The organism is Alistipes sp. An66 (genome assembly GCF_002161445.1).
In the GTDB taxonomy this organism is placed as follows: Bacteria; Bacteroidota; Bacteroidia; order Bacteroidales; family Rikenellaceae; genus Alistipes; species Alistipes cottocaccae.
In genome coordinates this window covers 10,508-36,688 of record NZ_NFHT01000021.1, presented here as the reverse complement: position 1 = coordinate 36,688, position 26,181 = coordinate 10,508, and the positions used below count along the sequence as shown (strand labels likewise).

Here is a 26,181-nt window from a genome sequence, read left to right as displayed (position 1 = left end):
TGATTTAGAACGCAGAACGAAATATGAAGCTGATCTCCCGTTTGCTGTATCTTCCGGTTGCCGGAATGCTGATGCTGGGCTCGTGCGCCAAGAACGAGTCTGAATCGTACGACAAGTTCGAGGACCAGGCCCTGGCGGCGTGGATAAAGCAGAATCACGAGGAATTGGAGCATAACTTGCAGTCCGAAGGTGGTTACTATGTGGATATCATCGAGGCCGGCGATGCGGACGCTTCGGTGATCCGGGATCAGGACTGCTGGGTGCGGTTCGACTTTTCGGGCCGGGATCTGAACGGGAACATCGTCCTGACGCGCCGCGCCGCAGAGGCCAAACTGGTCAATACGTTCACGCGCTATACGCACTATGTCCCGTTCTACCGCTATTGCGGCGCGACGAATACGAGCCTGCTCGAAGGCTCCTACCTGGCCATGCGCAACGTCCTGCACCTCGGCACGGAGTATGCCGAGCAGCGGGGGCTCGATCCGGAATTCAAGTTGCGCGTGGGTTCGAAGATCCGCCTTTACATGCCGTCGCGCATCGTGGGGTCCAGCGGCGTGGAGGGCGACGGCGGTTACGAAGGACAGTACTCGTTGAGTTCGAAGCGTCCGTTCATCGTGGAGATGGAGATTTTGAGCATGGTCGAGAACCCGTTGGAGTTCGAGGGCTCGGAGGTGGACTCCTTCTGCCAGGCCAACGGCGGGCTGTGGCTCTACACCGAAGAGGGTGACGAGGCGGGCTCGTCGAAGATCCCGACGGGCTACGACGACGAAAACCACCCCTACAAGCTCCGCGACAAGGGGTATCGTTGGGTGAGTGCCTGCGATACGCTGGCGCAGGTCTATGTGGATGTGCTTTTCGACCCGACAAAGAGCGATGCCGCGGAGAACGACTACCTGACGTTCGAATTCCCGATCCGGGACGAGGAGGGCAATTCGCTGGGTGATAGCCCCCGTTACGAGACGGGCTTCGCACCGTACGACGGGAGCAATCTGGAACAGGAGATCGCCGAGGCGCTCAAAGAGCGTTTCCATGCCGATGCGGATTACGTGCATCCGGGTGTGGACCATCCCGATGCGGACTCGGTGGGGATGAGCGGCGAGGCGAAGATCTGGTATATCGGGCGGTTCCTCGACGGCTTCATCTTCGATACGAACATCGACGAGGTGAAGGAGATCATCTACGGCGAGGTGGCGTCCGAGGGGTCGGCACTGACCTATACGCCGGAGAAGGACCAGAGCAGCCTGATTACGGCCTTCTACTATACGATTCCCAATCTGCTGTACGGCCAGTGGGCGGAGTTCGTGACGATTTCGAGCCAGGCCTACGGCGCCACGGGGCGTTCGGGCAGCACGACGACGAGCGGCGGATCGTCGGGCTACACGTCGAGTTATCTGGATTACCTGAACTATTACAACTACTACAACAGCTATTACGGGAACAGCTATTACGGCAGCTACTACGACAACTACTATTACAACTATTATAACAGTTACTACTACAACTACGGCTACAACACTTCGACGACGACGGAGACCACGACGAGTGTCTTGACGGAGATTCCGCCCTATACGCCGTTGATTTTCCAGATCTACATCGAGCCGGCCGACGAATAGCGGCCGGGGCCGGGCGGCCGGACCGGCGGAGGTTTCTCTTTTTTCCTCCCCTCCGGGCACGGGTACAATCATCTGCCGGACAATCGTCCGGGGCCGCAAAGCCCCGGACGATTCTTTTGCGGGAGTGAGGTGCCCCGACCCGCCGCATTCGCGCTCCGCCTCCCCCTCCCGCAAAAAAAGCCTGCGTTTCCGCAGGCTCATTTCCGGCATGTGCCGAACAAATCCTTTTATTTATTGCTGTTGCTCGCTCAGGATACGCATCGCAACATCGAGGATCGTCGTATCATCCAACGTGACGACACCGCCGTCCGGTCCCGGTTCGAAGTGCACGCCTACGCACTCTTTTGCCGCGTGGCTGCCCCCGAAATAGTTGCGGACCGTCTCGACATCGATTCCTAACTCATCTGCAATGCGCTGCGAACTGCCGCTGGGCAGCCGATCCTTGATACGGCGCAACTCGTTAAATGTGATAATCATATCCGTAGAATTTTTGGTTGATGGTTCTTGAACACTCTAAATTAATACATTTTTGCGGAATTGCAAAATTTCCGATTCAAAAAGCGCCAAAAAATGCAATACGAATGACAAGGAAATGTAATTGGGGACCCGAGGAAAGCGGAAGTCGCCGACGCGGAACTCCGGCGGCGTTAAATCGACAGATTCAGACGATCCCATGAAGCATCTCTGTCTGTTGGCAACGGCCGCAGTCGTGTACGACGATTCCGGATCCGCCGCCGAGTGGCTGACCGTCTCCCAGGGCCTGTCCGACGAGACGGATTTCTCCGCCCTGTCCGACCCGGGCTTTGCGCAGGCGTTGAAGGAACTGGAAATTATCTCCGATGCGGAAAATATCACGCGGCAAGAGATGGAGGAAATTGCCGCAATGACCGGACGACTGGATGTCGTGAACAGCAATCCGACCTCCCTGCATGGGATCGAGTATTTCGAATCGCCGACGGGGGCGGACTGCGCCCTCAATGAGCTGCTGTCGCTGGATGTGAGCAAAAACACGAAACCGTATCAGCTTTACTGTGAAGATAATCCCGGCAACGGTTCGACCTTCCGGGTGACGGTCTGGGATGATTTCAACCGGAACAATATTCCCTCCGGCTTCACCAAAGAGGGTTGGGAATACGGCGGCCAGACCATCGCCCCGTCTACGAGAAAGCAGAGCAACCCCGGTTTGGGAACGCGGCGGAATCCGATCCCGGTTTCCGTCGCTTTTTTTTGCGCCGACTTCCGGTTTTCAATCCGCTTTTCCGCGGAAATCCCTATCTTTGCATCGGAAAACAGCGCACGCCATGAAGGATTTTGCAGCCATCGACTTCGAAACGGCCAACGGCCAGCGCACGAGCGTCTGCTCGGTGGGCGTCGTGGTGGTGCGCGACGGGGAGGTGTGCGATACGTTTTACAGCCTGATCCGCCCGCGCCCGAACTATTACAGCCGCTTCACGACGGCCATCCACGGCCTGACCTACGAGGATACGGCCGAGGCTCCGGATTTCGCCGAGGTGTGGCGCGAGGTGGCGCCCCGCATCGAGGGGCTCCCGCTCGTGGCCCACAATTCGCCCTTCGACGAAGGGTGCCTGCGTGCCGCGTTCGATCTCTATGGCATGCCTTACCCGGGCTATACGTTCTACTGCACCTGCCGGGCTTCACGGCGTGTCTTCGGCCGTCAGCTTCCCAACCACCAGCTGCACACCGTCTCGGCCGCCTGCGGATTCGACCTCGAACACCATCACCACGCGCTGGCCGACGCCGAGGCCTGCGCCCGCATCGCACTGAAAATCCTATAATCCGAGTTCCAGCTGGAAGCGGAACTCCCAGCCGTCGCCGGGCAGCTTGCCCGCAGGGTTGGCCACCCGGTCGTAGAAGTGGTACGACAGGTCGGCCTGCACTTTCAGCGAATGGCCGATGATGTAGCGCGTGACGCCGAAGGTCGACTGGTTGCGCCGGCTGTATCCGGTCAGGGCATGGATTTCGCGTTCGGGGAAGAGCGTGGAGTTGCGCAGGGCGATCTCCCATTTCTTGTCGAAGAGGTAGCTGGTCTGGACGTTGAGCCCGCAGCCGCTGTACACGAAGTCGGAACTCCCGGTTCCGAAGCGCGGGTCGGCGCACGTGCGGCCCATGAAGTCGGTGTAGAAGGCGAATCCGCGGTATTTGAGGATGAAATCCACGAAATAGGAGCCGATGTTGCGGGTGGCGCCGTCGGGCATGACGTCGCCGCGCTGTCCGCCGAGGCGCGAGGCCTTGTGGTTGAAGGCGTAGGCGCCGGCCACGAGGATCCGGACCTGCTCCTCGCCGGCGAAGTCGCCTTCGATGACGTCGCCTTTGGCCGAGAAGTGCCCCAGCGGGTAGAGTTCCAGACGTCCCGTGTAGGCGAGTCCGCCGTTGTCGGTGGAGCCCCAGTTGCGGCCCTCGCCGAGCGTCACCGAACCCTTGAACGCCAGGTCGAAGCCCTCGGTGCGGTCGAGGTTGTACTCGCCGAAGAATCCGAAGTCGCGGTCGAGGTTGAACTGGCTGTTGACGATGCTGCGGTCGACGAATTGCAGGGCGCTCGACGAGTTGATCCGGGCACGGTTGGCCTTGATCTTGGTCTGTCCGAATCCGATGTTCCATTTCGGGCTGGGGACGTAGTAGACGATGGCGTCGCGGACGATGTTCATGTTGCCGTTGGGAAGCACCTCGGCGTCGTAGCCGGTGAATCCCAGCTGGATCGAATAGACGAGTTTCGGGGAGTAGACGTATCCGTCGAAGCGCAGGCGGAGGCGTTTGACGCGGGCGTCGGTCTTCGCGAGCGAGAGGTCGTCGTCGAACGTGAGGGCCAGCAGGTTCTGCATGCGGAAGCGCATGGTGAGCTCGAACCGATCGTTCTTGGGGCGGAAGGTGATCCCTTTCCCGACCTCGATGTTGGGCATGTTGCGCAGCTGTGCGAGGAGTTCGCCGGTGGAGTCGGTCTGAAAGAGGTCACCGGAGGGCGACTCCGTGCGGGCAGCGGCGGGAGCCGTGCAGAAGAGGAGCAGAAACAGCGTCGGAAGAAGGACGTGCGGCAATTTTTTCATCGTGGAATCTTTCTGTTGGTTTGCAGGTTCGGCCGGGAACAAATGTACAAAAAAATAGGCGAATCCCGGATTTCGTAGAGCAAAGATCGGGCTGGAATCTGAAAGGAATCTGGAATGGCGTTTTTTTGTCGCTTTTTTCGTCCGGGCGGAGCGGCGGATTGCTCCGGCGGCGGACCGTTTTTTCGGCGGAATGGTTATCTTTGTCGTACGAAAACACTTGAAACCATGCTTGCCTGCACCTATCTCGGACCCGGACGCATCGAACTGCGCGAAAAACCGAAACCCGAATTGCTGGATCCGCGCGATGCGCTGGTCCGCGTCACGCTGGGGAGTATCTGCACCAGCGACCTGCACATCAAACACGGCAGCGTTCCGCGGGCCGTTCCGGGCGTGACGGTGGGGCACGAGATGGTGGGGGTGGTCGAGACGATCGGGAGCGCCGTGTCGACGGTCCGCCCGGGCGACCGCGTGACGGTCAACGTGGAGACCTTCTGCGGGGAGTGTTTCTTCTGCCGGCACGGCTACGTGAACAACTGTACGGATCCGCAGGGCGGCTGGGCGCTGGGATGCCGCATCGACGGCGGACAGGCCGAATACGTGCGGGTTCCGCACGCCGATCAGGGGCTGAACCGCATCCCGGAGGGGGTGAGCGACGAGCAGGCGCTCTTCGTGGGCGACATTCTGGCGACGGGGTTCTGGGCGGCGCGGATCTCCGAGATCACGGAGGAGGACACGGTGCTGATCCTCGGGGCGGGGCCGACGGGGATCTGCACGCTGCTCTGCGTGCGGCTGCGGCACCCGAAGCGGATCATCGTCTGCGAGGCCTCGCCCGAACGGCGGCGCTTCGTCCGGGAGCACTGCCCGGAGGTGCTGGTGACGGATCCTGCGGCGTGCCGGGAGTTCGTGGCGGCGCACAGCGATCATGGCGGTGCCGACCGTGTCGTGGAGGTGGCGGGCGGTGAGGATACGTTCCGGATGGCGTGGATGTGCGCGCGTCCGAATGCGATCGTGACGGCCGTGGCGCTCTACGACCGGCCGCAGACGCTTCCGCTGCCGGAGATGTACGGCAAGAACCTCACCTTCAAGACGGGCGGGGTAGACGGCTGCGACTGTGCGGAGCTTCTGCGCCTGATCGGGGCGGGGCTTCTGGATACGACGCCGCTCATCACGCACCGCTTCCCGTTGAGTCGCATCGGGGCGGCCTACGAACTGTTCGAGCATCGGCGCGACGGGGTCATCAAGGTGGCGATCCGCGCCGACGAATAACTTGGAAGCGGAGCCCGTGCAGGCTCCGCTTCCGCAGTCTCCGGAGACCTTTCCCGGAGTTTTTTATGTTCAGAACACGATGGCCCGGAAGCTTCCGGTGCCGAATTCCGGGGTCTCCGTTGCGAAAGGGAGGTGCGTCGGGAGCCGTTTCTTATCTCCGGGATTTCGTCGCTCCGGGTTTTTGGGTGGCAAGGTATTGTCGCAGTACTCCGGACCAGATCCCATACCCCTCCTCCGTGAGATGGGTTCCGTCGGTGGTGTATCGGGCTTTCAGACCGTTGTCGTCCGTCAGTCCGCGGTTCAGGTCGAGCCAGTCGATTCCCTGTTCCGCGCACCACGCCGCAAGGTCGGTGTTGAGGCTCCGGATACGGGCATTGAGCGCTGCATTGCCGTGCACGAGGAGCACCGACTGGACGACGGGTTTGATCCCGGCCTCCCGCAGCCGGGTAACGATCCGCTGCTGGTTGGCGAGGATCCTCTCCGGCGGGATATCGTTGAACAGATCGTTGATGCCGCCCAGCACGAAGCAGATCGCGGGCCGGGCCGCCAGCACGCAGGTGTCCAGCAGCCAGCGCATCTGCCCGGTCAGAAAGCCGCCCTGCCCGGCATTGCGGACATCGTGGCGTCCGAGACGGGGATTCCAGTCCCCGCCGTTGGCTGTCAGGGAGTCTCCCAGCAGGACGATCCGCACCTCCCGGGGCGATGCCGCCAGGATGCGGCGGACAACCCCGTCGGCGAGGGCTGTGCAGGCTGTCGCCGGAGGCCTTGCTCCGTCGCCGTACATCGTCCGGAGGAAATCCCGCACTTCGACGACGAGGATCTCCTGCCCGGCGGCGTTGAGCATCATTCCGTCGGAGGTATATGCCGGGGCGAGCGTGCCCTTCTCGCAGAGCCGATCCGTAGGGTCGAGCCAGTCGATTCCCTGTCCGGCGGCCCACGATCGCAGGGTGTCGTTGAGTTGCCGGATCCGGGCATTTACGGCGGGATGTGCGGCCGAAACCGGCGTTGTCAGGAGCAGCACCGGCCGGATGCCCGTCGTGTCGAGCCGCATGCAGACCGAACGGAAGGCTTCCAGAATACGCGGCAGCGGCTGCCCGAGGAGGATCTCCGGCAGGCCCGCATGGAGAATGCACCCATCCGGCCGACGGTCCAGCAGGCGGCGGTCCAGATCCCAGTGCTGCTGGGAGAGGAGAAACTGCCCTTCACCGGCTTCCGTGACGTCGTATTCCGGAAGTCGTGCTTCCCAGTCGATGCGGCTCCCCTCTCCGTTCGTGAGGAATCCCACGACCGGTCGGGCCGCAAGGGCGTCGCCCGCGGCAAGCAGACTCCAGGCTGTCAGCATGAAAAACAGCAGACGTTTCATGATTCCTGTGCGTAAAAGGGAGGCCGGGCGGAACCGTTCCGCCCGGCCTCCGTGCCGGCTAATCGCGGTCGCGGACACAACGGACGTTGACCAGCATGGATGCCGTACCGTCGCCTTCGCTCCACGGACGCGAGTTGAACTGCCACGGTAGGATTTCGTTGCTCCATCCGAATACCTCGAACATCTGTGCCGTCGTGGCGTCGGCCTTGGTCGTGGTCCAGAAGCTTGCCTTGTCCACGGCATTGTCCGGAGCCCCGACGTTGCCATGCCAGAACTTGCCCGCCGGAACGATGTTCAATCCGAGTTCGTTCGTGCCGGTGTTCCCGGTCCAGTATTGTGCCGACTTGATCCGGGTGGCGTCGCTGCCCGCAGCCGTCTGCAAGGCCCGCCACTCCTGCATCGTCGATACGTGCCATCCGTCGGGACATACGCCCTGCATCCGGGTGTCTTCGGCATCGGTCGCCTCGTCGTAGGTCCGCAGGGCCGTCGGCCAGCTGTAATAGACGCCGCGGATCTTCGGATCGTCGATCAGCGCATCGGTGTAGCTCTTGGCCGCGGGATTTCCGTAGATCTCGTCGACGGTCGTGAAGGCCGTTCCGTCGCTGTACTTCATGGCCCGCAGGTTTTCGGCCATCCAGAAGTCCTCGCCGATCTTCACGACCTCGTATACCTCCGGATTCTCCGGATCGCGCAGGTCCGTGTAGGGACGCAGCATGCCGGTGAGCCGGAGCGAACGGATTTCGGACGGCGTCGTCTTGATGTTGACCGTCGAGGTGATGCGCCAGTAGATCGTGCGGGTGAGGTAGGCGCCGCCCAGATCGGAGAGCAGTTCGTCCAGCAGCGCGTGGGTCATCTCCACGGACTTCCCGGTCGTCAGCGGATGCATCTTCGGGGCATTCATCTCGGCGTCGAGGCTGTATTCGAGAGCATAGGTGACGTTGCGGGCGTTGCACTCCCAGGCGGCCGTCGCCAGCACTTCGTCCCGGCTGCCGTAGTTGAGCTGGTATTCCGCACCGTCGGCCGGACCCCCGGTGAGCGTGATGGGATCGGCTGCCGTCACGGCCTCGAACCGGCGGATGAATACCGTTTGTCCCTCCTCCTCGGCCGTGGCGCGCTCCGGGTCGCTCGGAACCACATTCCAGACGAACTTTTTCTTCTGGGAGGCCACCATGCCGAAGGTCTGTTCCAGCAGCAGGTCCAGATCGCTCTGCGAAATCTCGAAACGACACTCCTCACCTGTTTCGAACGTCGCCTCCTTCTCGAACTCCGCGTCGTAGAGACGCAGGGTGTAGTCGACGCCGGTCGTGTCGCACGACCACTCGAAGCGGACGCTCTCCTCGGCCAGATCCGCATCGAGCAGCACCTCGCCGTCGGCTTCGGGCGCAACGAGCGTCAGCGCCACCGGATCCTTCGTCACCCGGCGGATCGAGACTTCGCGGACCGAGCTGTTCTCGATCGGGTTGTTCAGGTCGCCCGTGCCCGTCACCTTCCAGTAGACCGTGGCCGCGGTGTTCTTTTCGACTCCGCCGGCCGCGAGCCATGCGTCCATCTCCTGCGTGGTGAAGGTGTGCGACGTCTCGCTTCCGCACTCCGTCGACAGGGTTCCCTCCTCGGGGAAGAGCGGGTCGAGGCTCAACAGCAGCTTGTAGTCGGGGACCGTCGAGGCGCATTCCCACGAGAAGGCGACTTCGGCCTCGGGGGTCTTCTTGTCGAGGAGGATTTCAGCCTCGTTTTCGGGACTTGTGAGCAGGATCAGCCCCGTGGGGAGATCGCAGCGCGTGATGGTCAGCTGCCGGACCTCGTCGCACCAGCCGACCGTCGGATCCACGACCGTCACGGTCCAGTAGAGACGGACCGTCTCGCCGATCCCGACCTTCATGGAGCTCAATACGGAGTCCAGCTGCATGGTCGTCAGTTTCCACGACTCGCTCACGCCGGGATCCTGTTCGCAGGAGGTCGTGAAGGCCTCGTCCAGTCCGAAATGCAGTTTGTAGTTGATGAAGTGCCGCCGCGAACTCCACGCGAAGGTGAAGAGCGAATCGGGGTGTTCGTAGTCGAGGATGATCACCGTGTCGGCCTGGGGCCGGGTCAGGGAGACCGGCTGCCGTCCGACTTCGTAGAAATCGTTCTCCTTGTTGCAGCTCGATGCCCACAGCGCACTGATGAACAGAGCCGCGATCGCGATATTTCGAATGAGTCTGTACATGGTCGAAGGTGTTTTTTAATGGTTGTAGGCTCCGATGTTGCGGGCTTCGCCGAGAGGCTCGCCCCAGAAGTCCGTGGAGAACGGGAAGATCGGATCCTCGGGAATCTCGATCCCGGCACCGATGCAGGGCGAACCCGTTGCCAGGCGCAGTCCTTCGAGGATCTCCTCCCGGTCGACGAGGTTGTCGTTGGACGAGAACTCCTCGATCAGACGGACGAATGCCGGGTCGGTCGGGATGTTGGCCGTGTTGTGCTCGCCGCTCCCGGGGATGGTCCCCTCCTGGTAGCCGCAGATGCAGTTGTTGCGCAGGATCAGCCCCTGATTGTCGATGAACTCCCCGGTTCCGACCTTCGTGAAAGGGTTGGCCGTGGCGGTCGTGTTGTAGAAGATGTTGTTGGTGAAGAGCAGCGAGCCGGGAATGTTCGTGTAGCTGTCGAACGTGATGGCCGTATTGTCCGCATGGGTTGCGGCCGAACGGGTCTTGATGATCGTGTTGTTGTAGAAGTGGCACGATCCGACGCGCCCCACGACGTCGATCGTCGACGAAAGGGTCTGTCCGTTGCCCTTCACGTAATCGCGCGTGCCGTCGTTGATGCTGACGTTGTAGCGCACGACGGTCCCCTCCTGCGAGACGTAGTTCTTGTCGAAGGAGACGTCGCTGGGGCACAGCATCAGCCATCCGCCGACGTTGTTGTAGGAGATGTTGTATTCGAAGAGCGTGTTGCGGCAGTTCTGGTCGCAGTCGAAAGCCTGTCCGTCCCACGTGGCCTTGTGGTCCTGCACGATGTTGTAGCGGAAGACGGTTCCGTCGCTGTGGATGCACCACAGCGCTGCGGCGGCCTCCATGCGGTTCGGGATGCTTTCATCGGCGAAGTCGCCCGGAGCGCAGTTGCGGACGATGTTGTATTCGACCAGCGCGTCGTCGCAGCCGTTCACGATGATCTGGTCGCCGGGAATCCCCTCGAAGACGTTGCGCCGGAAGACGAATCCCGTGTTGGCCTTGCGCTGGGTGCGGTCGCCGGTGGCCAGATAGCCCGTCAGACCGTCCCGCTGGCAGTTGACGATGCGGCAGTCCTCGACCACCAGGTCGTTGAACGACGAGGGGTTCGCGCCTCCGATGACGTTGTAGTAGAAGATGCCCGAACCGCCGCCTTCGTTGTGGTGGGTTTTCGTGCCGTAGACGTCGGCGATTTCGCACCGGCGGATGTGGATGTGGTTCATCACGCCGCCCTCGATGTTGTCAGCCTCGATCCGGATGCCGGCGATCTTGGCCCGGGGTTCATCCCCCTTGTTGGTGATTTTCAGATCCTGCAACACCCAGTACTGCACGTTGCGGATCAGAATGGTCTCGTAGCTTCCGCCGCCTGCGATTTCGGGCAGCGGCAGGCTTTCGTCGCCGTAGGATCCGAGGACGATCGGCGCTTCGGCCGTTCCGCTGCCGCGGAGCGTGAGCGTGCCGTTGTAGACCGTACCCCGTTTGATGAGGATCGTGTCACCGGCCTTCCAGGGCTGTTCCATGATGCGGTCCACGCTCTCCCAGGCCTGTTCCGGGGAGTGCCCTGTATTGTAGTAGGCTCCGTTTTCGGGGTCGATGTAATAGCGGTGCGGGTAGGAGACGCCGCCCTTGTCGTTTTCGTTTTTCCAGGTCTCCTCTTTCTGGCAGGCGGCCAGCTGGCTGATGCCCAGCAGCGCCGCGATTATGATGGTGTACATTTTCATTTTTTTTCGGATTTAGCGGATTACATCGGGTCCATCACGCAGCGGATGGGATACATGTGGTTCTCGACGGTCGGGACGACGCTGTACGACTGGATGTTGAGCGACGAGGCGTCGTCGTAGATCGACAGCAGTACGGCTTTCGTCGGGTCGTCGGCCGATGCCGTGTCGCCGTAGGCGAACTGCATGCCCGCCAGCCGGGGCGTCGAGCTCCAGAAGCGGGCCGTGAAGGTCGGGTCGGTGAGGAACGTGAGCCCCTCGTGCCAGTAGAATCCCGACACCACGATGTTCATCTTGGCGCTGTTCGTGATGGAGGCCGTCGTCGGCCAGTAGGAGGGATCCTTCACGGCATCGGCGCCCGTGTCGGCCCCGAGGTATTCGCGCAGGGCGTTGAATTCGTCGATCGACGGCAGGTGCCACCCTTCGGGGCAGACGCCCTGAACCGGCTCGCCGGCTTCGTAGGCGGCCTTGGCCTCGTCCCAGGTCATGCGTGTTGCGGCAGCCCACGTGTAGTAGCGTCCGACCTTCTGCACATAGAGCGGATCGCTGCAATAGCCGTCGCCCATGGCGGTCTTGGCCTCGTCGGGCAGCGGCTCCCCGTCGGCGTAGGTCGTGGCGCGGAGGTTTTCCGACATGATGGTCATCAGCGAACCGTCGTTGAGAATGAACTGGCAGGCCCCGTAGGTCTGGTTGTCGCGGGGGTCGGTGAAGCTCTCGACGAGCGGAATGGCGCTGAAATGGCGCCAGACGCTGCGGACCTCGCCGTTGCGGGTCTGCTCGACGCGCCAGAAGAAGCGCTTGTTGCCCGAGAAGTCGGGCCATATCTCGCGCAGCATGTCGAGCGTCTCGGCATTGGTCAGCACGAGCGAATCCTTGTTCCCCATGTCGAAGGTGACGGCGTTCTCGAAGTACATGTTCACATCGAACGAGATCCGGTACGTGGCACCGGGCCGTACCTCCCAGGTGAAGACCTGTTTGTCGTCGGGTTTGAAGAAGTCGATTTTCAGCGTCGCGCCTTCGGCGGGCGAGATGGCGCGGGCCCAGGTCGGATTGACATAATCGACCTTCTGTTCGCAGGAGGTCGCCGCCAGGGTGAGCGCCGCAGCGAACGGAATGCAGTATGTTGCAAGTTTTTTCATGTCTGTTCGGATTGTGGATTAGTAGCCTGGGTTCTGGTCGTTGCGGATCAGCGGGTTGGCATTCAGCTCTTTGAGCGGAATGGGCCACAGGTAGTCGCGGTCCTTGTTGAAGGAGCGCTTGTCGACGACCACTTCGACATACTGCCAGTAGGGCGTCGGTTCGCCGCTCACGGGGTAGTATTGGAGTTGGGAGACGTCGAGTCCGTGGGCGTCGGTCATTACCTTTTCGGCGATCTTCCAGCGGCGGATGTCGTGCCAGCGCTGCCCTTCGTGGAAGAGTTCCACGCGGCGTTCGTTGCGGATCAGCTCCCGCATGGTCTCCTTCGTGAGGTTGGGCAGCGACTCCGTGAGCGTGATCATGCCGACGCGCCGGCGCAGCGGGTCGATCAGCTCGTAGACGCCTGCCGGACCGTTCAGCTCGTTCTCGGCCTCGGCCCACGCCAGCAGCACCTCGCCGTAGCGCATCAGGATCTTGTCGCCGCCGTCGTTGTCGAGATTCAGCAGCGTTTCGTTGGCGCCCTTCTTGGCGGCGAACCCGGTCTTGTTGTCCCAGTTGGCGGGCTGCCAGTGGGCCTGGTAGCGGGAGGTTCCGTCGCAGCGGTACTCGTCGCCGGGGCAGAGGACGGAGAGTTTCAGCCGCGGGTCGCGGTTGTCGAACGGATGATCCTCATCGTAGGTCGGGTCGGCCGGAATCGAGCCTCCGTTGTCGGCTTCGAGCGGTTTGACGGGCAGTCCGTTGGCCGTGAAGAAGCTGTTGACCATTTCGAGGGTTGTGTTGAACGAGAACCAGTTGTACCACAGCTGGGTCATGTAGCTCGATTGGAGATCCTCGGCGTAGTTGACCTTGAAGATCACCTCCCGGTTCGCCGGGTCGTTGATGCCCTCGTCGAGGAACAGTTTGCGGAAATCGCCGTAGAGGTCATATCCCAGCGCCTGGATGGCCCTGGCGCATTCGATGACCGTCTCGTGGTCGTACTCGTACTGGGCGATTTGGAGTTTGAGCATCTGCGCCGAACCCTGGCAGGCCACCTCGCCTCCGAGAATGTTGTCGAGATAGGTGACGGCGTACTTCACATCCTCCTTGATGAAGGCCAGCACCTTGTCGAGATCTTCGCGGGGTGCGTTCTCCTGCGGGGAGTTTTCGTCGACGAGCGGCACACGGCCGTAGAAACGAACCAGATCGAAATAGAACCAGGCGCGGAGGAACCGGGCTTCGGCCAGGATCTTCCGGCTGTCCGTCTCGCTGATGCCCGACGCCAGGGCCATCGATCGGATCAGTGCATTGGCCCGGGAAATGGCCTGCCAGTCCTTGGTCCATTTGAGTTCGGCCCACCAGCTGGCGGCGGTCTGCGTGCCCTGTGCGAATTCGGCGCTGAACTCCCAGGTGTGGTGGTTGTAGGAGTTGTCGCACATGTTCTCGTAGGTGTAGGGCGTGATGTAGGCCGGGGAGTCGTCGTAGAAGCAGTAGTAGATGCCGGCGAGCATGCTTTTGGCCTGTTCGATGCCTTTGAGGAAGGTGTTGGGCGAGGACTTGTCCACGGGAATCGTGTCGAGATACCCGCTGCAACCGCCCGCGACGCCGAGCAGCAGCGTCAGGGCGAACATCTTGAATGTATTCAGGTTTTTCATGGTCGGAAAGGCTTAAAAAGTGACGTTGAGTCCGGCCGTGAAGGTGCGGACCAGCGGATAGTCGTAGATGTTGGTGGCGTTGACGCCGGCGCGTTCCGGATCGAAACCCTTGTAGCGGGTGAGCGTGAAGAGGTTCTGCCCGCTGACGAAGACGCGCAGCCCCGAGATGCGGATCTTCGCGAGCCACTCCCTGGGGAAGGTGTAGCCGATCTCGAAGTTTTTCAGCCGCAGGTAGGAGAGATCTTCGACGTAGTATGCCGACTTGATCGCAGCGCGCTGGCTGTCGATGTAGACCCGCTGGTAGGTGTTGTTCGGTTTTTCGGGGGTCCAGCGCTTGGTCATCCACGCCGCGGAGTTGTATCCGTTGAAGAAGGGCGACACGAGCTCGCCGGAACTCCAACCCTCGCCGCCGTAGACGCCCTGGAAGAAGGCCGTGACGTCGAGTCCCTTCCAGCGGGCCCCGAGGTTGAACGAATAGAGGAAGTCGGGATTGGGATCACCCAGCGCGACGCGGTCGTGGTCCATGTCGATGATGCCGTCGCCGTTCTGGTCCTTGAAGCGGATGTCGCCGGGTGCGGCGATCAGCCCCGAGTAGGAGTTCACGGGATTTCCGTCGCGGTCGAACGTTTGCAGATGGTTGTGTATCTCCTCGTCGCTCTGGTAGATGCCTTCGACGGCGTATCCGTAGAGGGTGTTGATGGGCCGCCCCTCCTCGAGGAGAATGCCCGTCGTGGAGTTGAGGATCGGGCTCTGGCCTTTCAGGTCGAGGATCTCGTTGCGGTTGAACGAGATGCTGGCCCCGGCCGAGAACTCCCATTCGCGGAAGGTCTTGTTGTAGGCGAGGGCGAACTCGCAGCCGACGTTGCGCATGCGTCCGGCATTCTTCCACGGGTCCTCGGTGAATCCGAAGATGCCCGAGACGGGGAGCTGCATCAGGATGTCGTCGGTCTCCTTGACGTAGAAGTCGCCGGTGAAGGAGAGCGATCCGAAGAGGCGGAAATCGACTCCGACGTTGTATTGCGTGGTGGTCTCCCAGGTCAGGTCCTTGTTGGCGATGTAGGAGGTGGCGGCTCCGGTGACCTGCTGGTTCTCCCAGATGTAGTTGCACGAGCCGATCGAGAGGATGTCGATGCCGGCGTAGGAGCTCCAAATCTTCTCGTTGCCGAGTTGCCCCCACGATGCGCGGAGTTTCAGTTCGTCGATCCAGCGGACGTCCTGCATGAACTTCTCCTCGGAGATGCGCCATCCGGCCGAGAACGAGGGAAAGAGACCCCACTTGTGCCCGGCGGCGAATTTCGATGATCCGTCGTAGCGGACGTTGGCCTCGAAGAGGTACTTCTCCTTGTAGTCGTAGTTGAAACGTCCGAACAGGGAGAGGCTCGTCACCTCGGTCTCCCAGCTGGAATTCTTCTGCGTCGCGGGGTCGCCGACTTCGAGCGACGGGAGGTTGGTCGTCAGGCGCGTGCGCGAAGCCTTGTAGTACTTGTTGTTCCACTGTCCCTGCTGCCATCCGGCCATTGCCTTGAAATGGTGGTGTTCGCCGGCCGTGGCCCAGTAGGAGAGGGTCACATAGCTGGACAGATTCCCGTATCGGTAGGTCGACTCGGTGATCGACGATTCGCGGGAGTTGCTTTCGCCGATGGTCTGCGATCCGTCGGCGCCGGTGAAGACCGTATAGAGTTCGACGTCCGGGGCGTAGATCTGTCCGGTTTCGGTCGTCCGGTCGAAGTTTACGGCCCCTTCCAGTTTGAGGTTTTTCAGCAACGAGAGCTGGATGTTGATGTTGCCGCTGAAATTCCCGATGTCGGTCTGGTTGTATCCGCCGGCTTCGCGTGCGGCGTCGTCGTAGAACCAGTCGGTCCATCCGTATCCCTCCATCCTGGCGTTGACCATCGGGGTCATGGCGACGATCCGGTAGAGCGTGTTCCCGGTGCCGTCCACGAGGTCGGTCCGGACGCCCGAATAGCCGGCGATGTTGGTCGAGATTTTCAGCCGGTCGTTCAGCAGCGAGCTCGAAGCGTTCATGCGGAAGCTGTACTTGTCGAACTCCGTCCCTTCGAGGATGCCGTCCTGCCCGAGATAACCCATCGACAGCGTGTAGGCCAGCTGTTCGGAACCTCCGGTGAGTTTGATGTAGTGGTTGTGCATCACGGCGGGCTTGAAGTAGAAGTCCGCCCAGTCGCGGTCGGGGTAGAGTGCCGGATCGCTGCCGTCGAAATGGTCGATGTAGCTCTGGCTGTACCGGAGCTGCTGTCCCGAGTTGAGGCACGCCTCGTTGTAGAGCGTCATGTAGTCGACCGCCCCGAGGAGCTCGGGATAACGGGTCACCTGCTGGACGGAGACATAGCCGTTGTATTCGACCGAGAGCTGCCCCGAGCGCCCCTTTTTCGTGGTGATCAGGATGACGCCGTTGGCGGCCTTGTTGCCATAGATGGCGGCCGATGCGGCGTCTTTGAGCACCGAGATCGACTCGATGTCCTTCGGGTCCACCTTGTCGAACGAGGATTCGAAGCCGTCGATGATGATCAGCGGCGACGAGTCGTTGAGCGTGCCGATACCGCGCACGGTGATCGTACCGCTGTCAGCGCCGGGCTGTCCGGAGGTCTGCGTCACCTGTACGCCGGTAACCTTGCCTTGCAGGGCGAGGGAGACGTCGGTGATCGGGCGGTTCTTGAAGTCGGAGGTCGAGACGGTGGCGATGGCGCCGGTGAGTTTCTCCTTGCTGGTCGAGCCGTATCCGACGACCACGACGTCGTCCAGGGAGAGGGCATCCTCCTCGAGGATGATGTCCAGACCGGTGAGGGCCCGGGTCACCTTGAACTGCTGTTTCTTGTACCCGAGGTAGGAGACTTCCAGCGTCTCGCCGATCCGGGCCAGGATCGAGAAGGAGCCGTCCGATGCGGTCGTGGTGCCGGCCTGCTGCTCCTGCACGGCCACGACGACGCCGACGATGGGGTTGAGCTGTTTGTCCGTCACCTTGCCCTGGATGCGGACCTCCGCGCCGGGTTGTGCATGCGCGGCCAGGATGAAACATCCAGCCAGTGTCGCGAGCCACAAACGCAGGTGTTTGGAATAGCTGAATTTCTTCATTTTCGATTGGTTTTAGATTGGTAAATTTTGCTCATATTCTGTTTTTTGGGTGGATCATTCCTCTTCCCAGCGCCAGCGGTCGTGCCACTCGACGCGGAAACGGTCTCCGTCGAACCGGACGGGAAGCCAGACATAGCGTCCGTCGGCGGCATTTTCGGGGTTCCAGCGGTCGCCCATGTAGATGCAGCGGTCGGTGCCGGCGACGGTGAACAGGAAGGTGCTCTGCGAGTCGTAGGTCGTTTCGGCCAGCGGTCCGGAGCAGGGGTTCCCGCACTCGGTCCACGGGCCCCAGATCGAGTCTGCCACGGCCGACCGGGCGGCATTGGGAGCCCAGCCCGTGCAGCCGGACATCATCATCCAGTAGCGGCCGTCGTGCTTGACGATGGCGGGGGCCTCCATGAACCTCCCGACGAAGAAGCGGGCATAGCGGCCGCTGTGCGAGAGGTAGTCGTCGGAGAGTTCGGCGATGTGGAGCGTGCTGTTCTCCTCGGACGAATAGATGTGGTAGGCGCGGCCGTCATCGTCGACGAAGAGTGTCATGTCGCGGGCCATCTGTCCGCCGGCCATGTCGCGCCCGACGATGTTCAGCGAGTCGGGATGTTCGGGCAGGCTGCCGCCGTCGAACCGCATTCCTTCGGCGCGGCTGGGGCCGGCGTGCTGCGGCAGGGCGTTCATCGGGTAGTGCCCGGCGTTGGGCCGCACGGCTTTCAGAAACCGGTATGGACCCGTCGGGCGGTCGCTGACCGCCACGCCGCTCATCGCACCCGTATACCCGGCCCCTTTCGGTTCGAGGTGGAACCACATGACATACTGCCCGGTCCGGGCGTTGCGGATGACCTTGGGGCGTTCGAGGATACAGCCCTTCTCGATGGGGCTTCCGGAGCCTTCGGGCTCCACCGGCAGGACGATGCCTTCATCCTGCCAGTCGTAGAGGTTCGTCGACGAATAGCAATGGACGCCGACCTGGGCGAGGTTTCCGGCCGTACCTTCGACCTTGTGCTCGCCGAACCAGTAGTAGCGGCCGCCGTCGTAGAGGATGCCGCCTCCGTGGGCGTTGATGACGGCGCCGTCGGTGTCGGTCCAGACCGCTCCGGGGCGGAATTCCGGACGCGAGCACCCTCCGAGCAGGAGAAGTGTTGCGAGGAGTGCCGTGAATCTGTTCATGCGCATGGCGTTCGTGTTTTCAAGTGGTTTCTTATTGCTTGTAGAAGAAGGTGTTGGGCTTGTTCACCACGGCGAGTGCGAATCCTGCCTGACGGGGATCCAGCCGGACCGTGTCGCAGGCCACGGCGCTGACCTCGACCGTGCGGTCGCCCTCGAAGCGGTTGCCCGAGATGTCGGCCTCCCGGCAGTATTGCAGGTCGATGTAGGAGAGCCCGTCGAAGATCGGCGGATAGTCCCGGCTCTGGATGAAGCGGTTGCCGGTGATTTCCAGCCGGTCGACGCTCAATGCGTAGATGACCTGCGAATCGAAGGTGCGGACCGTATTGCCGGTGAATACAATACGTCCGTGGTAGCGGAAGTCGCCGTTGCGGCCCGCGGTCGGGATTTCGGGGGATATTTGCAGTACCGACTGGGGATTTTCGCCGCCGGTACCGAAGTTGACGAAGGTGTTGTTGCGGATGAGCACGTCGCGCACGCTGCCCGACTCGAACCAGGAGTTGGCGTCACCGGCGATCAGTACGCCGGCCATCATCGACGAGAAATAGTTGTCCTCGATGACGACCCGGCCCGGTGTGGAGATCAGGATGCTGCGGGCGCGGTTGTTGCGCACCGTGCAGCGGCGCATCACGACGGCGGGCATGTGGCAGGGGTTCTCGACAGCGAGGAGCTCGGGCAGCGAGTCGGGAAGTTCGGCGGCGGAGCGGATCTCCCAGGTTTCGTCGTCGAGCGGCCGGGCCTCTTCCGCTACGAAGGTGCACTGCGGGCGGAGCGAGATGCGGTCGATGAGCCGCAGCGTGTCGCCCTTGCGTGCGAAGTCGAATCCCTGCTGCTGGACGTGCCCGAAACGGGCCGTCAGGAGCCGTCCTCCGCGGATCGAGTCGACGCGCAGATAGGTCCCGTGAACGTTCGTCGCATCGTCGAGCATATTCTCGAAGAGACAGCCGTCGAAGCGGATCGTGCCGCGGCAGTTGACGAAGTGGGTGGCGTCGGCCGATGCGGAGATGAAGCGACCGGAACCCTCCCGCAGGCGGACGTCGAAGCCGTTGAGCGTGATCTCCTCCGAATTTTCGCAGATCAGTGCCATGGCGCCCGAGGCGTGGATGACGGTCCGCTCGATGGTCAGGCCGCGCGTGGCGTGCACGACGATTCCCGGGCAGTGGCGGTTTTCGCGGAACGGGCCCTTGTCGGCGAAGATGGAGCCCACGGGCGGGAGCTCCGGCGAGAGGAACCCGAAGAGCCGCACCGTATCCTTGCCGGGCATTTCGGCCTTCAACCGCCCCTTCCAGTAGGGGTGCAGGAAGCGGGCCGTGTTGTAGTAGGGGGCGCGGGTCTCGGGATCGAAGACGATGTTGTCGCCCTGGGTGCGCTCCCAGTCGTATCCGGAGAAGTGCAGGACACCGTCGACAACCCGGACGGGATTCCCGCTGGTGATTTTCAGATCGACGCCCCGGATTTCGGGATGCCGGGCGATCACGCGCCCTTCCAGCACGAACGGGAGGTCGTAGTCGAACGTCAGGCCGCGGAGCGTTACCTCCTCGCAGTCGGCGATGTAGAAGGGAACGATCGCTCCGTGGAAGCGGAATTCGGTACCGTTGCCGCAGATGGCGACCCGGCGCATGCCGTTCAGCACGAAGGCGATGCGTTTGGTTCCGTTGTCGTTGTTCGAGACCCGGAGGAAGCGCTCTTCGGCCTCTTCGGGGTAGAAGTCGTAGACGCCGGATTCGAATTCCAGCCGGATCCCGCCCTGCGGATGCTCCCGGAGGATTTCGCGGATGACGGAGGTGTAGTCCGTGCGTCCGTCGAGCGGGACGGTGATCTGCCGCACGTGTTGCCCGCCGCACCCCTGAAACAGGAGGCCGAAAAGGGCTGCGAGATGCAAAAATATCGTTTTCATGGTTATCGGTCGGTTTGTTTGTGGAAGATTTCGAAGGTTCGGGCCCCGGGCTGTATGATCTCCGAGGCACGCATGTGGTCGATGCGGATGTTGCGTCCCGGGAAGTCGGGACTCAACCGGTTGCGGCCGATCCGGACTTTGCGGCAGCCGTCCAAACAGAGGTTCCAGGGACGGTAGAAGGGCTTGAACGTGCGGGTCCGTTCCAGCGTGTTCCGCGAGAAGGTCAGCCCCTCGACCGAACGGGCGAACAGCACGGCGTAGTCGAAATGGCGGAACGTGTTGCGTTTGATGCGGATGTTGCGGTGGTAGGCAGGGGTCGTCTCGTCTGCCGGCCGGAAGGAGGGCGAGATCGAGATGACACCCTCGCCCCAGCCCCACGGTGCGTCGATCAGGTTGTTGCCCGAGGTGTAGCAGTCCTCGAAGAGGTTGTCGCGGATGACCACATTCCCGACGGCGCCGGATTCGAACCACAGCTCCGTATCGCCTTCGATCAGCACGGCGGCGCCGGCCGAACGGAAATAGTTGTGCTCGATGCGTACTTTGGCGGGGGTTGTCACCAGTATCGACCGTCCTCGGTTCTGTTTGAGCATCCGGCAGTTGCGGACGATCAGCTTCGGGCAGAGCGAGGCGTTTTCCAGAATGTGCCCCGCTGCGATCCGCCCGGCGACGGGCTCCTTGAAGTGCAGGAGATAGTCGTGCGATCCCTCGATCGGAGTTGTGCCGGCGGCCGTCAGCGGGCGGCTGCGCTGCATGGTGGCCGTGTCGAGCGCCCAGACCCGTTCGCCGGGGCGGAACCCCGAGTCGCGGCCCGTGGGGGCGATCCGCACGGTGTGTTCGTCGCAGACCTCCGTAACCGGGGCGTACATGCCGTGGACGTTGGTGAAGTCGTCGCCCGAACCGCTGACCGTGCAGCCGTCGAAGCGGATCGTTCCCGTACAGCCGATGAAATGGGTGGCGTCGGCAATGGTGCTGAACATCCGTCCGGCACGCTCGTCGGCCACGATGTCGAGTCCGATCATCGCGATGTCGTGCGAGCGGACGCCGGAGACGCCGCAGCTCAACGTATGGTGGATGGTGACCTCCTCGATGCGGACCTGCTCGCTGTCGAAGATCTCGATGCCGTTGACGATGTAGCGTCCGTGGTGGAAGACGATGACCGTTCCGGAATCGGGCTTCATGGCCGGGCGGCAGTGGAACCGCACGCGGTTGCCTCCGAGGTCGGAGACCCGGGCTCGGAACATCTCCCGACCCAGCGGTACGTCGCGTGTCTGATAAACCAGTTCGCGGGTCGTTCCGTCGTAGAGATTGGCGTATTCGGGAACGATGCGCTGGATGCCGTATTCGCCGATGAAGACGAGCGAATCGCCCTGTACGGCGTAGGGATAGCGGAGCGTGTCGATCTCCATATCAAGATAGGTATCCGTGGCCCGGATGATCGTAGCCTGCGAGTTGTAGGGGTGCTGCCAGTCGATCCGCAGGTTCCGGATCGTGACGTTCCGGGACTCCATGAGCCGCAGGGGCTTCATCAGCCCGTGGAAGATCCAGTCGCAGCCCTGCCCGTCGATTTCGATGTTCCGCATCCGTTCGAGGTTCAGCGCCGTGGTGGGTTGCCCGGCGGCCTGTCTCTGCGGATCGGGGAAGAAGTCGTAGCGCCCCGGTGCGAACCGGATCTGCAATGCCTTGTCGTTGCAGTGTTCGTCGAGGATCTTCCGGATGATCGGAAGCGCGTTCTCGCCCGTGCCGGGTTGCAACCCGTAGTCGGCGACGCGGACGATCCGCCGGCCAGCGTTGCCGGCCGTGGCGTGCGGACATCGGCCGAAGAGTCCGGCCGACAGCAGGAGCAGCGAGCAAAGAAGGGTGCGCTGTGTGGAATTCATGGTCTGGTTGGGGTTTTGTTTGTAACAAAATTAAAAGAACTCCGGCGGCTCATGCTATCCCGGTGTTTAGAAAGATTGCGGCTTCGGTTAGGAGTTTGTTCGGCGGTGCGTTTTGAACAAACAGATATGCTTCGTGAACAAAAATACAAGCTTCGGATGAGCGAAAATACAAATTTATAGCTTAACTTTCGAGAAAAACCAACCGGATGAAACACTTTTCGGCCCTTTTTCTCTGTCTGCTCCTCCGCCTTCTGCCCGTCTGTGCGCAACACGAAGGCGAGATCTGGAACTACGAACATTTGAGCAAGAACGACGGGCTTTCGAGCAATCGCATCACGGCGTTGAGCGACGACCGCTACGGCCGGATCTGGGTCGGAACTTCCCAAGGACTCGATATTTACGACAGCCGTTCGCTGAAAAAGATCGAACCCTATGCCGGGCTGGAAATCTGTTCGCTCCACGATGCGGGCGATCGGATCCTCGTCGGAACGACGCTTTTCGTCGAAGCCTACGACTATGCGAGCGGCCGTTTTTCGCGCCTGACGTGGAACGACCGCGATGTGGGATATGTCCGTACGATTCTGCAAGTCGACAGTACGGTGCTGCTCAAAACCCTGAACCGGATTTTTCGCTGCGACGGCGACCGGCTGACGCTCGTCGCCGACGGTACGCCCTACGAATACATGTGCTGCGACAAGTTCGGACAGTTGTGGGGCCTGTCGAAGGACCGGGTCTATCGGATCGACCGCTCGTTCGGGGTTGCCGCGACCTACAAACTGTCGAGTGTCGACCGCTCTCCGCTGGTCGGTGTCCAGCTCTACGCCGATTCGAAGGGGTGCGTCTGGGTCGGAACCGTCAAGGACGGCCTCTACCGCTACAACCGGACGAAGGATGAGTTCCGCCGCGAACCGATCGCCGCCCGTTTCGGGGTTCCGGAGATCGAGAATATCGGCAGCATGAACGAAGATCGTTACGACCGCCTCTGGATCGGCCACAACAACGGCGTTTCGGTCTACGACTACAACAACGACTTTTTCTGCAACTACGTCTGCGAACACAACGACAACGCGGTTCTGAACACGGTGGTCGCCATCTTCCGGACCCGGCGTCAGGACATGCTGCTGGGGACCTATTTCGCCGGACTCTTTTCGATCGGCGAACTCGAATCCGGCGTCGAGTGCCATACGCTCGGATCGGCCGGGACGCACCGCTCCCGGAACGTGACGGCGAACGGCATCCTGCGCGACGAACGGGGTAACTGGTGGGTGGCGACCAACAGCACGGGAATCGACGTGCTGGATCCTTCGGGCAACCTCATCCGGCGCATTTCGAGCACGACCCGCGGCATCAACGACAACATCCTCGCCTTACGGCAGGATCGGCGCGGAAATCTCTGGGCCGGGTCGTTGTCCAGCGGGCTCTACCGGTTCCGGGCGGACGGCTCGGTCCGCCACTACACGCGCCGTGCCGATCGTCCCGGATCGCTTTCGGGAAGCAACGTTCTGGCGCTGTGTCCGCTGAATGCGGATACGATGTTCGTGGCGCACGAGAAGGGCATCGACGTCTACCGCTATGCCACCGACGACTTTTCGGTGCTGTGCGGATGCGGGTCGGAGGATTTCGCCTTCTACGACGTCTTCACGCACGGCGATACGGTCTGTTTCGTCAATTTCAAGTCGGTCGTCTGTTTCGATCGGGCCTCGGGGCGGGTTTCCGAATACACGGTACCCGAGTCGGAGGGGATCACACCCTATTTTCAGTGCGGATGGATGGACGCCTCGGGTCGGTTGTGGCTGGGAACGACCAAAGGGGAAGTGTGGCGCTTCGAGTCCGGGCACTTCGCTCCGGTGGTGCAGGGCCATCCGAAGATCAACGGCGGTATTGCCGGCATGCGCGGCGATGCGGACGGTCATCTGTGGCTGGCGGCGGGCAATGACCTGCTCCGATTGGATTCCCTCGGAGGGCTGCGCCGTTACAGCCTCGCAAAGGGAATGGGAACCAACGAATTCAACGTCCGTTCGGCCTACGTCGGGCCGGACGGCGGAATCTGCTTCGGAACGACAAACGGGCTGGTCTGTTTCCGGCCTGCGATGTTGGAAAACCGACCCCAGCAGCCGGTGACCCTGTTCCTCTCCGGGTTGAAACTCGCCGACCGTCCGGTGCCGGTGGGCGACGGCGTGCTGGACCGTCCGCTCAACGAGACCGGGGAGATCACCCTGGCCCACGACCAGACGTTCGTGACCTTCGAGGTCTCGGTGGTCGACTACGACGTTTTCCGTACGTCGTCCTATGCATGCCTCTACCGGTTGGAGAATTTCGATGACAACTGGTATGAACTGGGGCCCCGGCAGGAGATCTCCTATACGGGCTTGGCGACGGGTCGTTACCTGCTCTCGGTGCGTCTTGTGGCCGATGACGGGACCCTGCTCGAAGAGCGGCGGATCGCCGTCCGGGTCCGGCCTCCGGTGCTGTTGAGCGGGCCGATGATCGGTTTGTATGTCGTCGTGCTGGGGCTTGTGGCCTGGCAGTTCGTGCGGCTGCTCCGGCGGCAGCGTTTCGCCCGTTCGCTTGTCGAGAAGGCGCGCCGGGAGCAGGAGACGCGATCGCGGATCAACGCCCTGAAACTCGATTTTTTCAGTTTCATCACCTACGAGTTCAAAACGCCGCTGTCGGTGCTTTCGACCTTGCAGGACTCCGTGCTCCCTGCTCCGTGCGGAGATCCCGGCAGCGATCCGGAGATCTTCCGGCGTAATATCGAACGGCTCGGCTTCCTGGTCGATCAGTTGCAGGATTTCCGCAATATCGAATCGCGGAACATCGCGCTCTCGATCCGCAAATACGACTTCGTACCCTTCCTCGACGGCATATATCGGAGTTTCGAGCCCCTTTACGACCGCAAGCAGATCGTGCACGGATTCCATTCCGAGGTCGGGAGCCTGCCGATGTTGTTCGATGCGGCGAAGATGGAGATGATGCTGGGCAACCTGCTGGGCTATACGTTCAGATCGGTCCAGACAGGCGGCGAGTGCCGGCTGCGGCTTGCGGTCGACGGAGAGCGGGCCGTGATCGAGCTCTTCAACAGCGGTCCCTGCATGAACGAGGAGCAGCGTCAGGCCGTTTCCCGCTCCTATGATGCCGGAGGGTTGCCGGAGAGCGGGATCGGGCTGGCTCTGGTCAAGAGCATTGCGCAGCTGTTCGACATGCGGCTTTCGGTCGAGGCGGTTCCGCAACAGGGCAACCTGTTCCGGATCGAGATTCCGGTCGTTCCGGACGACGGGTCGGTGACCGAACGTCCGGGTGTCACGACGGGGATCGTCGACCGGATCGTGGATCATACGATCGGTTTCGAGGAGGCATCGCAACCCTGTTTTCTCGATGCCGGAGGACATCGGAAATTCCGGATCCTGCTCGTCGAGAACGATGCGGACTCCAAGCGGGTGCTGGCCAAACGTTTGCAGAAGCATTTCCATGTGTCGAGTGCAGCGACGGCCGACGAGGCGCTGTTGCTGCTCAAATCCCAGAATATCGACGTGGTCATCTGCGACATGCAGCTGTCGGGCACGAGCGGCGCGGATCTGTGTGCGATGATCAAGCAGTCGAACCGCACGCGCCACATCCCGGTGATTCTGGAAAGTTTCGAGTTCTCGGGCGAGAACCGGATTCGGGCGTTGCAGTGCGGAGCCGATGCGATGTTCCAGAAACCGATCAACTTGCAGGAGCTGTTCCTGCAACTGAACAACCTGCTGCGCACGAAGGACGTGCTGCGGGACTACTACCTGGCGGCGGGGAGCGCAGGAGTTCCGACCGGCGAGATGAACAGTACCGACGAGCGCTTCATCCTTTCGGTTACGAACTACGTTTACGGCCATCTGGACGATCCGAATCTGTCGGTCAACGATCTGGCGCAGCACGTGAACGTGAGCCGCACGCAGCTGTATCTGAACATGAAGCGCCTGTTCGATCAGACCCCTTCGGTATTTATTCTGCAAATCAAGATGCGCGAAGCAGCGAAACTGCTCCAAACGACGGACAAAACCTCGTCGGAGATCTCCTACCGGCTGGGATATTGCAATCCAAATCATTTCAGTCGTCAGTTCAAGGAGTATTACGGGGTCTCTCCGAGCGAATACAAGCGGACGCATACCCAATCGTAGCCGTGCGG

The 26,181-nt window shown here is 61.7% G+C and carries 16 protein-coding genes; 4 read left to right on the top strand and 12 right to left on the bottom strand.

The window, feature by feature from the left end; all coding sequences use genetic code 11:
• Positions 1 to 23 precede the first annotated feature (23 nt).
• On the top strand, positions 24 to 1,613 hold the full coding sequence (locus B5G16_RS11415; protein WP_087263952.1) for a hypothetical protein: 1,590 nt from the start codon (positions 24 to 26) through the stop codon (positions 1,611 to 1,613).
• A gap of 231 nt (positions 1,614 to 1,844) precedes the next feature.
• Here B5G16_RS11415 and B5G16_RS11410 read toward each other — a convergent pair whose 3' ends face one another.
• Both B5G16_RS11410 and B5G16_RS11405 read right to left on the bottom strand, forming a co-directional pair.
• A complete protein-coding gene (locus B5G16_RS11410; protein ID WP_087263950.1) occupies positions 1,845 to 2,090 on the bottom strand; it encodes a DNA-binding protein in 246 nt (81 codons plus the stop codon).
• A 184-nt stretch (positions 2,091 to 2,274) separates the two neighbouring features.
• Entirely contained in the window at positions 2,275 to 2,544 is a 270-nt protein-coding gene (locus tag B5G16_RS11405) for a hypothetical protein (RefSeq protein WP_087263948.1), read from the bottom strand.
• Between the two features lie 370 nt (positions 2,545 to 2,914).
• On the opposite strand from B5G16_RS11405, the gene B5G16_RS11400 reads away from it, so the two are divergent.
• Positions 2,915 to 3,409, top strand: coding sequence for a 3'-5' exonuclease (locus tag B5G16_RS11400; protein WP_087263945.1), 495 nt, complete (start codon positions 2,915 to 2,917; stop codon positions 3,407 to 3,409).
• On the opposite strand, the gene B5G16_RS11395 is transcribed toward B5G16_RS11400, so the two are convergent.
• Complete coding sequence (locus B5G16_RS11395; protein WP_087263975.1) at positions 3,404 to 4,675, bottom strand: porin; 1,272 nt, start codon at positions 4,673 to 4,675, stop codon at positions 3,404 to 3,406. The genes B5G16_RS11400 and B5G16_RS11395 overlap by 6 nt on opposite strands.
• Positions 4,676 to 4,900: 225 nt before the next feature.
• Here B5G16_RS11395 and B5G16_RS11390 point away from each other — a divergent pair, with 225 nt between their 5' ends.
• Positions 4,901 to 5,941, top strand: a complete 1,041-nt coding sequence (locus B5G16_RS11390; protein WP_087263943.1) for an alcohol dehydrogenase — start codon at positions 4,901 to 4,903, stop codon at positions 5,939 to 5,941.
• A 151-nt stretch (positions 5,942 to 6,092) separates the two neighbouring features.
• On the opposite strand, the gene B5G16_RS11385 is transcribed toward B5G16_RS11390, so the two are convergent.
• From B5G16_RS11385 to B5G16_RS11345, 9 genes are read right to left on the bottom strand one after another with little or no spacing between them, the layout of a single operon-like run.
• Complete coding sequence (locus B5G16_RS11385) at positions 6,093 to 7,304, bottom strand: GDSL-type esterase/lipase family protein (RefSeq protein WP_087263941.1); 1,212 nt, start codon at positions 7,302 to 7,304, stop codon at positions 6,093 to 6,095.
• 58 nt (positions 7,305 to 7,362) lie between these two features.
• A complete protein-coding gene (locus B5G16_RS11380; RefSeq protein WP_087263939.1) occupies positions 7,363 to 9,510 on the bottom strand; it encodes a SusE domain-containing protein in 2,148 nt (715 codons plus the stop codon).
• A 15-nt stretch (positions 9,511 to 9,525) separates the two neighbouring features.
• Entirely contained in the window at positions 9,526 to 11,223 is a 1,698-nt protein-coding gene (locus B5G16_RS11375) for a xylose ABC transporter (protein ID WP_239406093.1), read from the bottom strand.
• A gap of 26 nt (positions 11,224 to 11,249) precedes the next feature.
• Positions 11,250 to 12,365 carry a fibrobacter succinogenes major paralogous domain-containing protein gene (locus tag B5G16_RS11370; RefSeq protein WP_087263934.1) on the bottom strand — a complete coding sequence of 372 codons (1,116 nt, stop codon included), beginning with the start codon at positions 12,363 to 12,365 and terminating at the stop codon, positions 11,250 to 11,252.
• A gap of 18 nt (positions 12,366 to 12,383) precedes the next feature.
• Positions 12,384 to 13,994, bottom strand: a complete 1,611-nt coding sequence (locus B5G16_RS11365) for a RagB/SusD family nutrient uptake outer membrane protein (RefSeq protein ID WP_087263932.1) — start codon at positions 13,992 to 13,994, stop codon at positions 12,384 to 12,386.
• Between the two features lie 12 nt (positions 13,995 to 14,006).
• The gene (locus B5G16_RS11360) at positions 14,007 to 17,084 is read right to left on the bottom strand and encodes a SusC/RagA family TonB-linked outer membrane protein (RefSeq protein ID WP_087263930.1); all 3,078 of its coding nucleotides are present in this window, start codon (positions 17,082 to 17,084) and stop codon (positions 14,007 to 14,009) included.
• Positions 17,085 to 17,138: 54 nt separating this feature from the next.
• Positions 17,139 to 18,248: a glycoside hydrolase family 43 protein gene (locus B5G16_RS11355; protein WP_204228097.1), complete on the bottom strand. Its 1,110-nt coding sequence runs from the start codon at positions 18,246 to 18,248 to the stop codon at positions 17,139 to 17,141.
• Positions 18,249 to 18,279: 31 nt separating this feature from the next.
• Entirely contained in the window at positions 18,280 to 20,142 is a 1,863-nt protein-coding gene (locus B5G16_RS11350; protein WP_087263927.1) for an alpha-1,3-galactosidase-related protein, read from the bottom strand.
• A 2-nt stretch (positions 20,143 to 20,144) separates the two neighbouring features.
• Complete coding sequence (locus B5G16_RS11345; RefSeq protein ID WP_239406092.1) at positions 20,145 to 22,019, bottom strand: hypothetical protein; 1,875 nt, start codon at positions 22,017 to 22,019, stop codon at positions 20,145 to 20,147.
• A 206-nt stretch (positions 22,020 to 22,225) separates the two neighbouring features.
• Between B5G16_RS11345 and B5G16_RS11340 the strand changes: the two genes are divergently transcribed.
• Positions 22,226 to 26,173 carry a two-component regulator propeller domain-containing protein gene (locus B5G16_RS11340; RefSeq protein WP_087263925.1) on the top strand — a complete coding sequence of 1,316 codons (3,948 nt, stop codon included), beginning with the start codon at positions 22,226 to 22,228 and terminating at the stop codon, positions 26,171 to 26,173.
• The last annotated feature ends 8 nt before the right edge of the window (positions 26,174 to 26,181 follow it).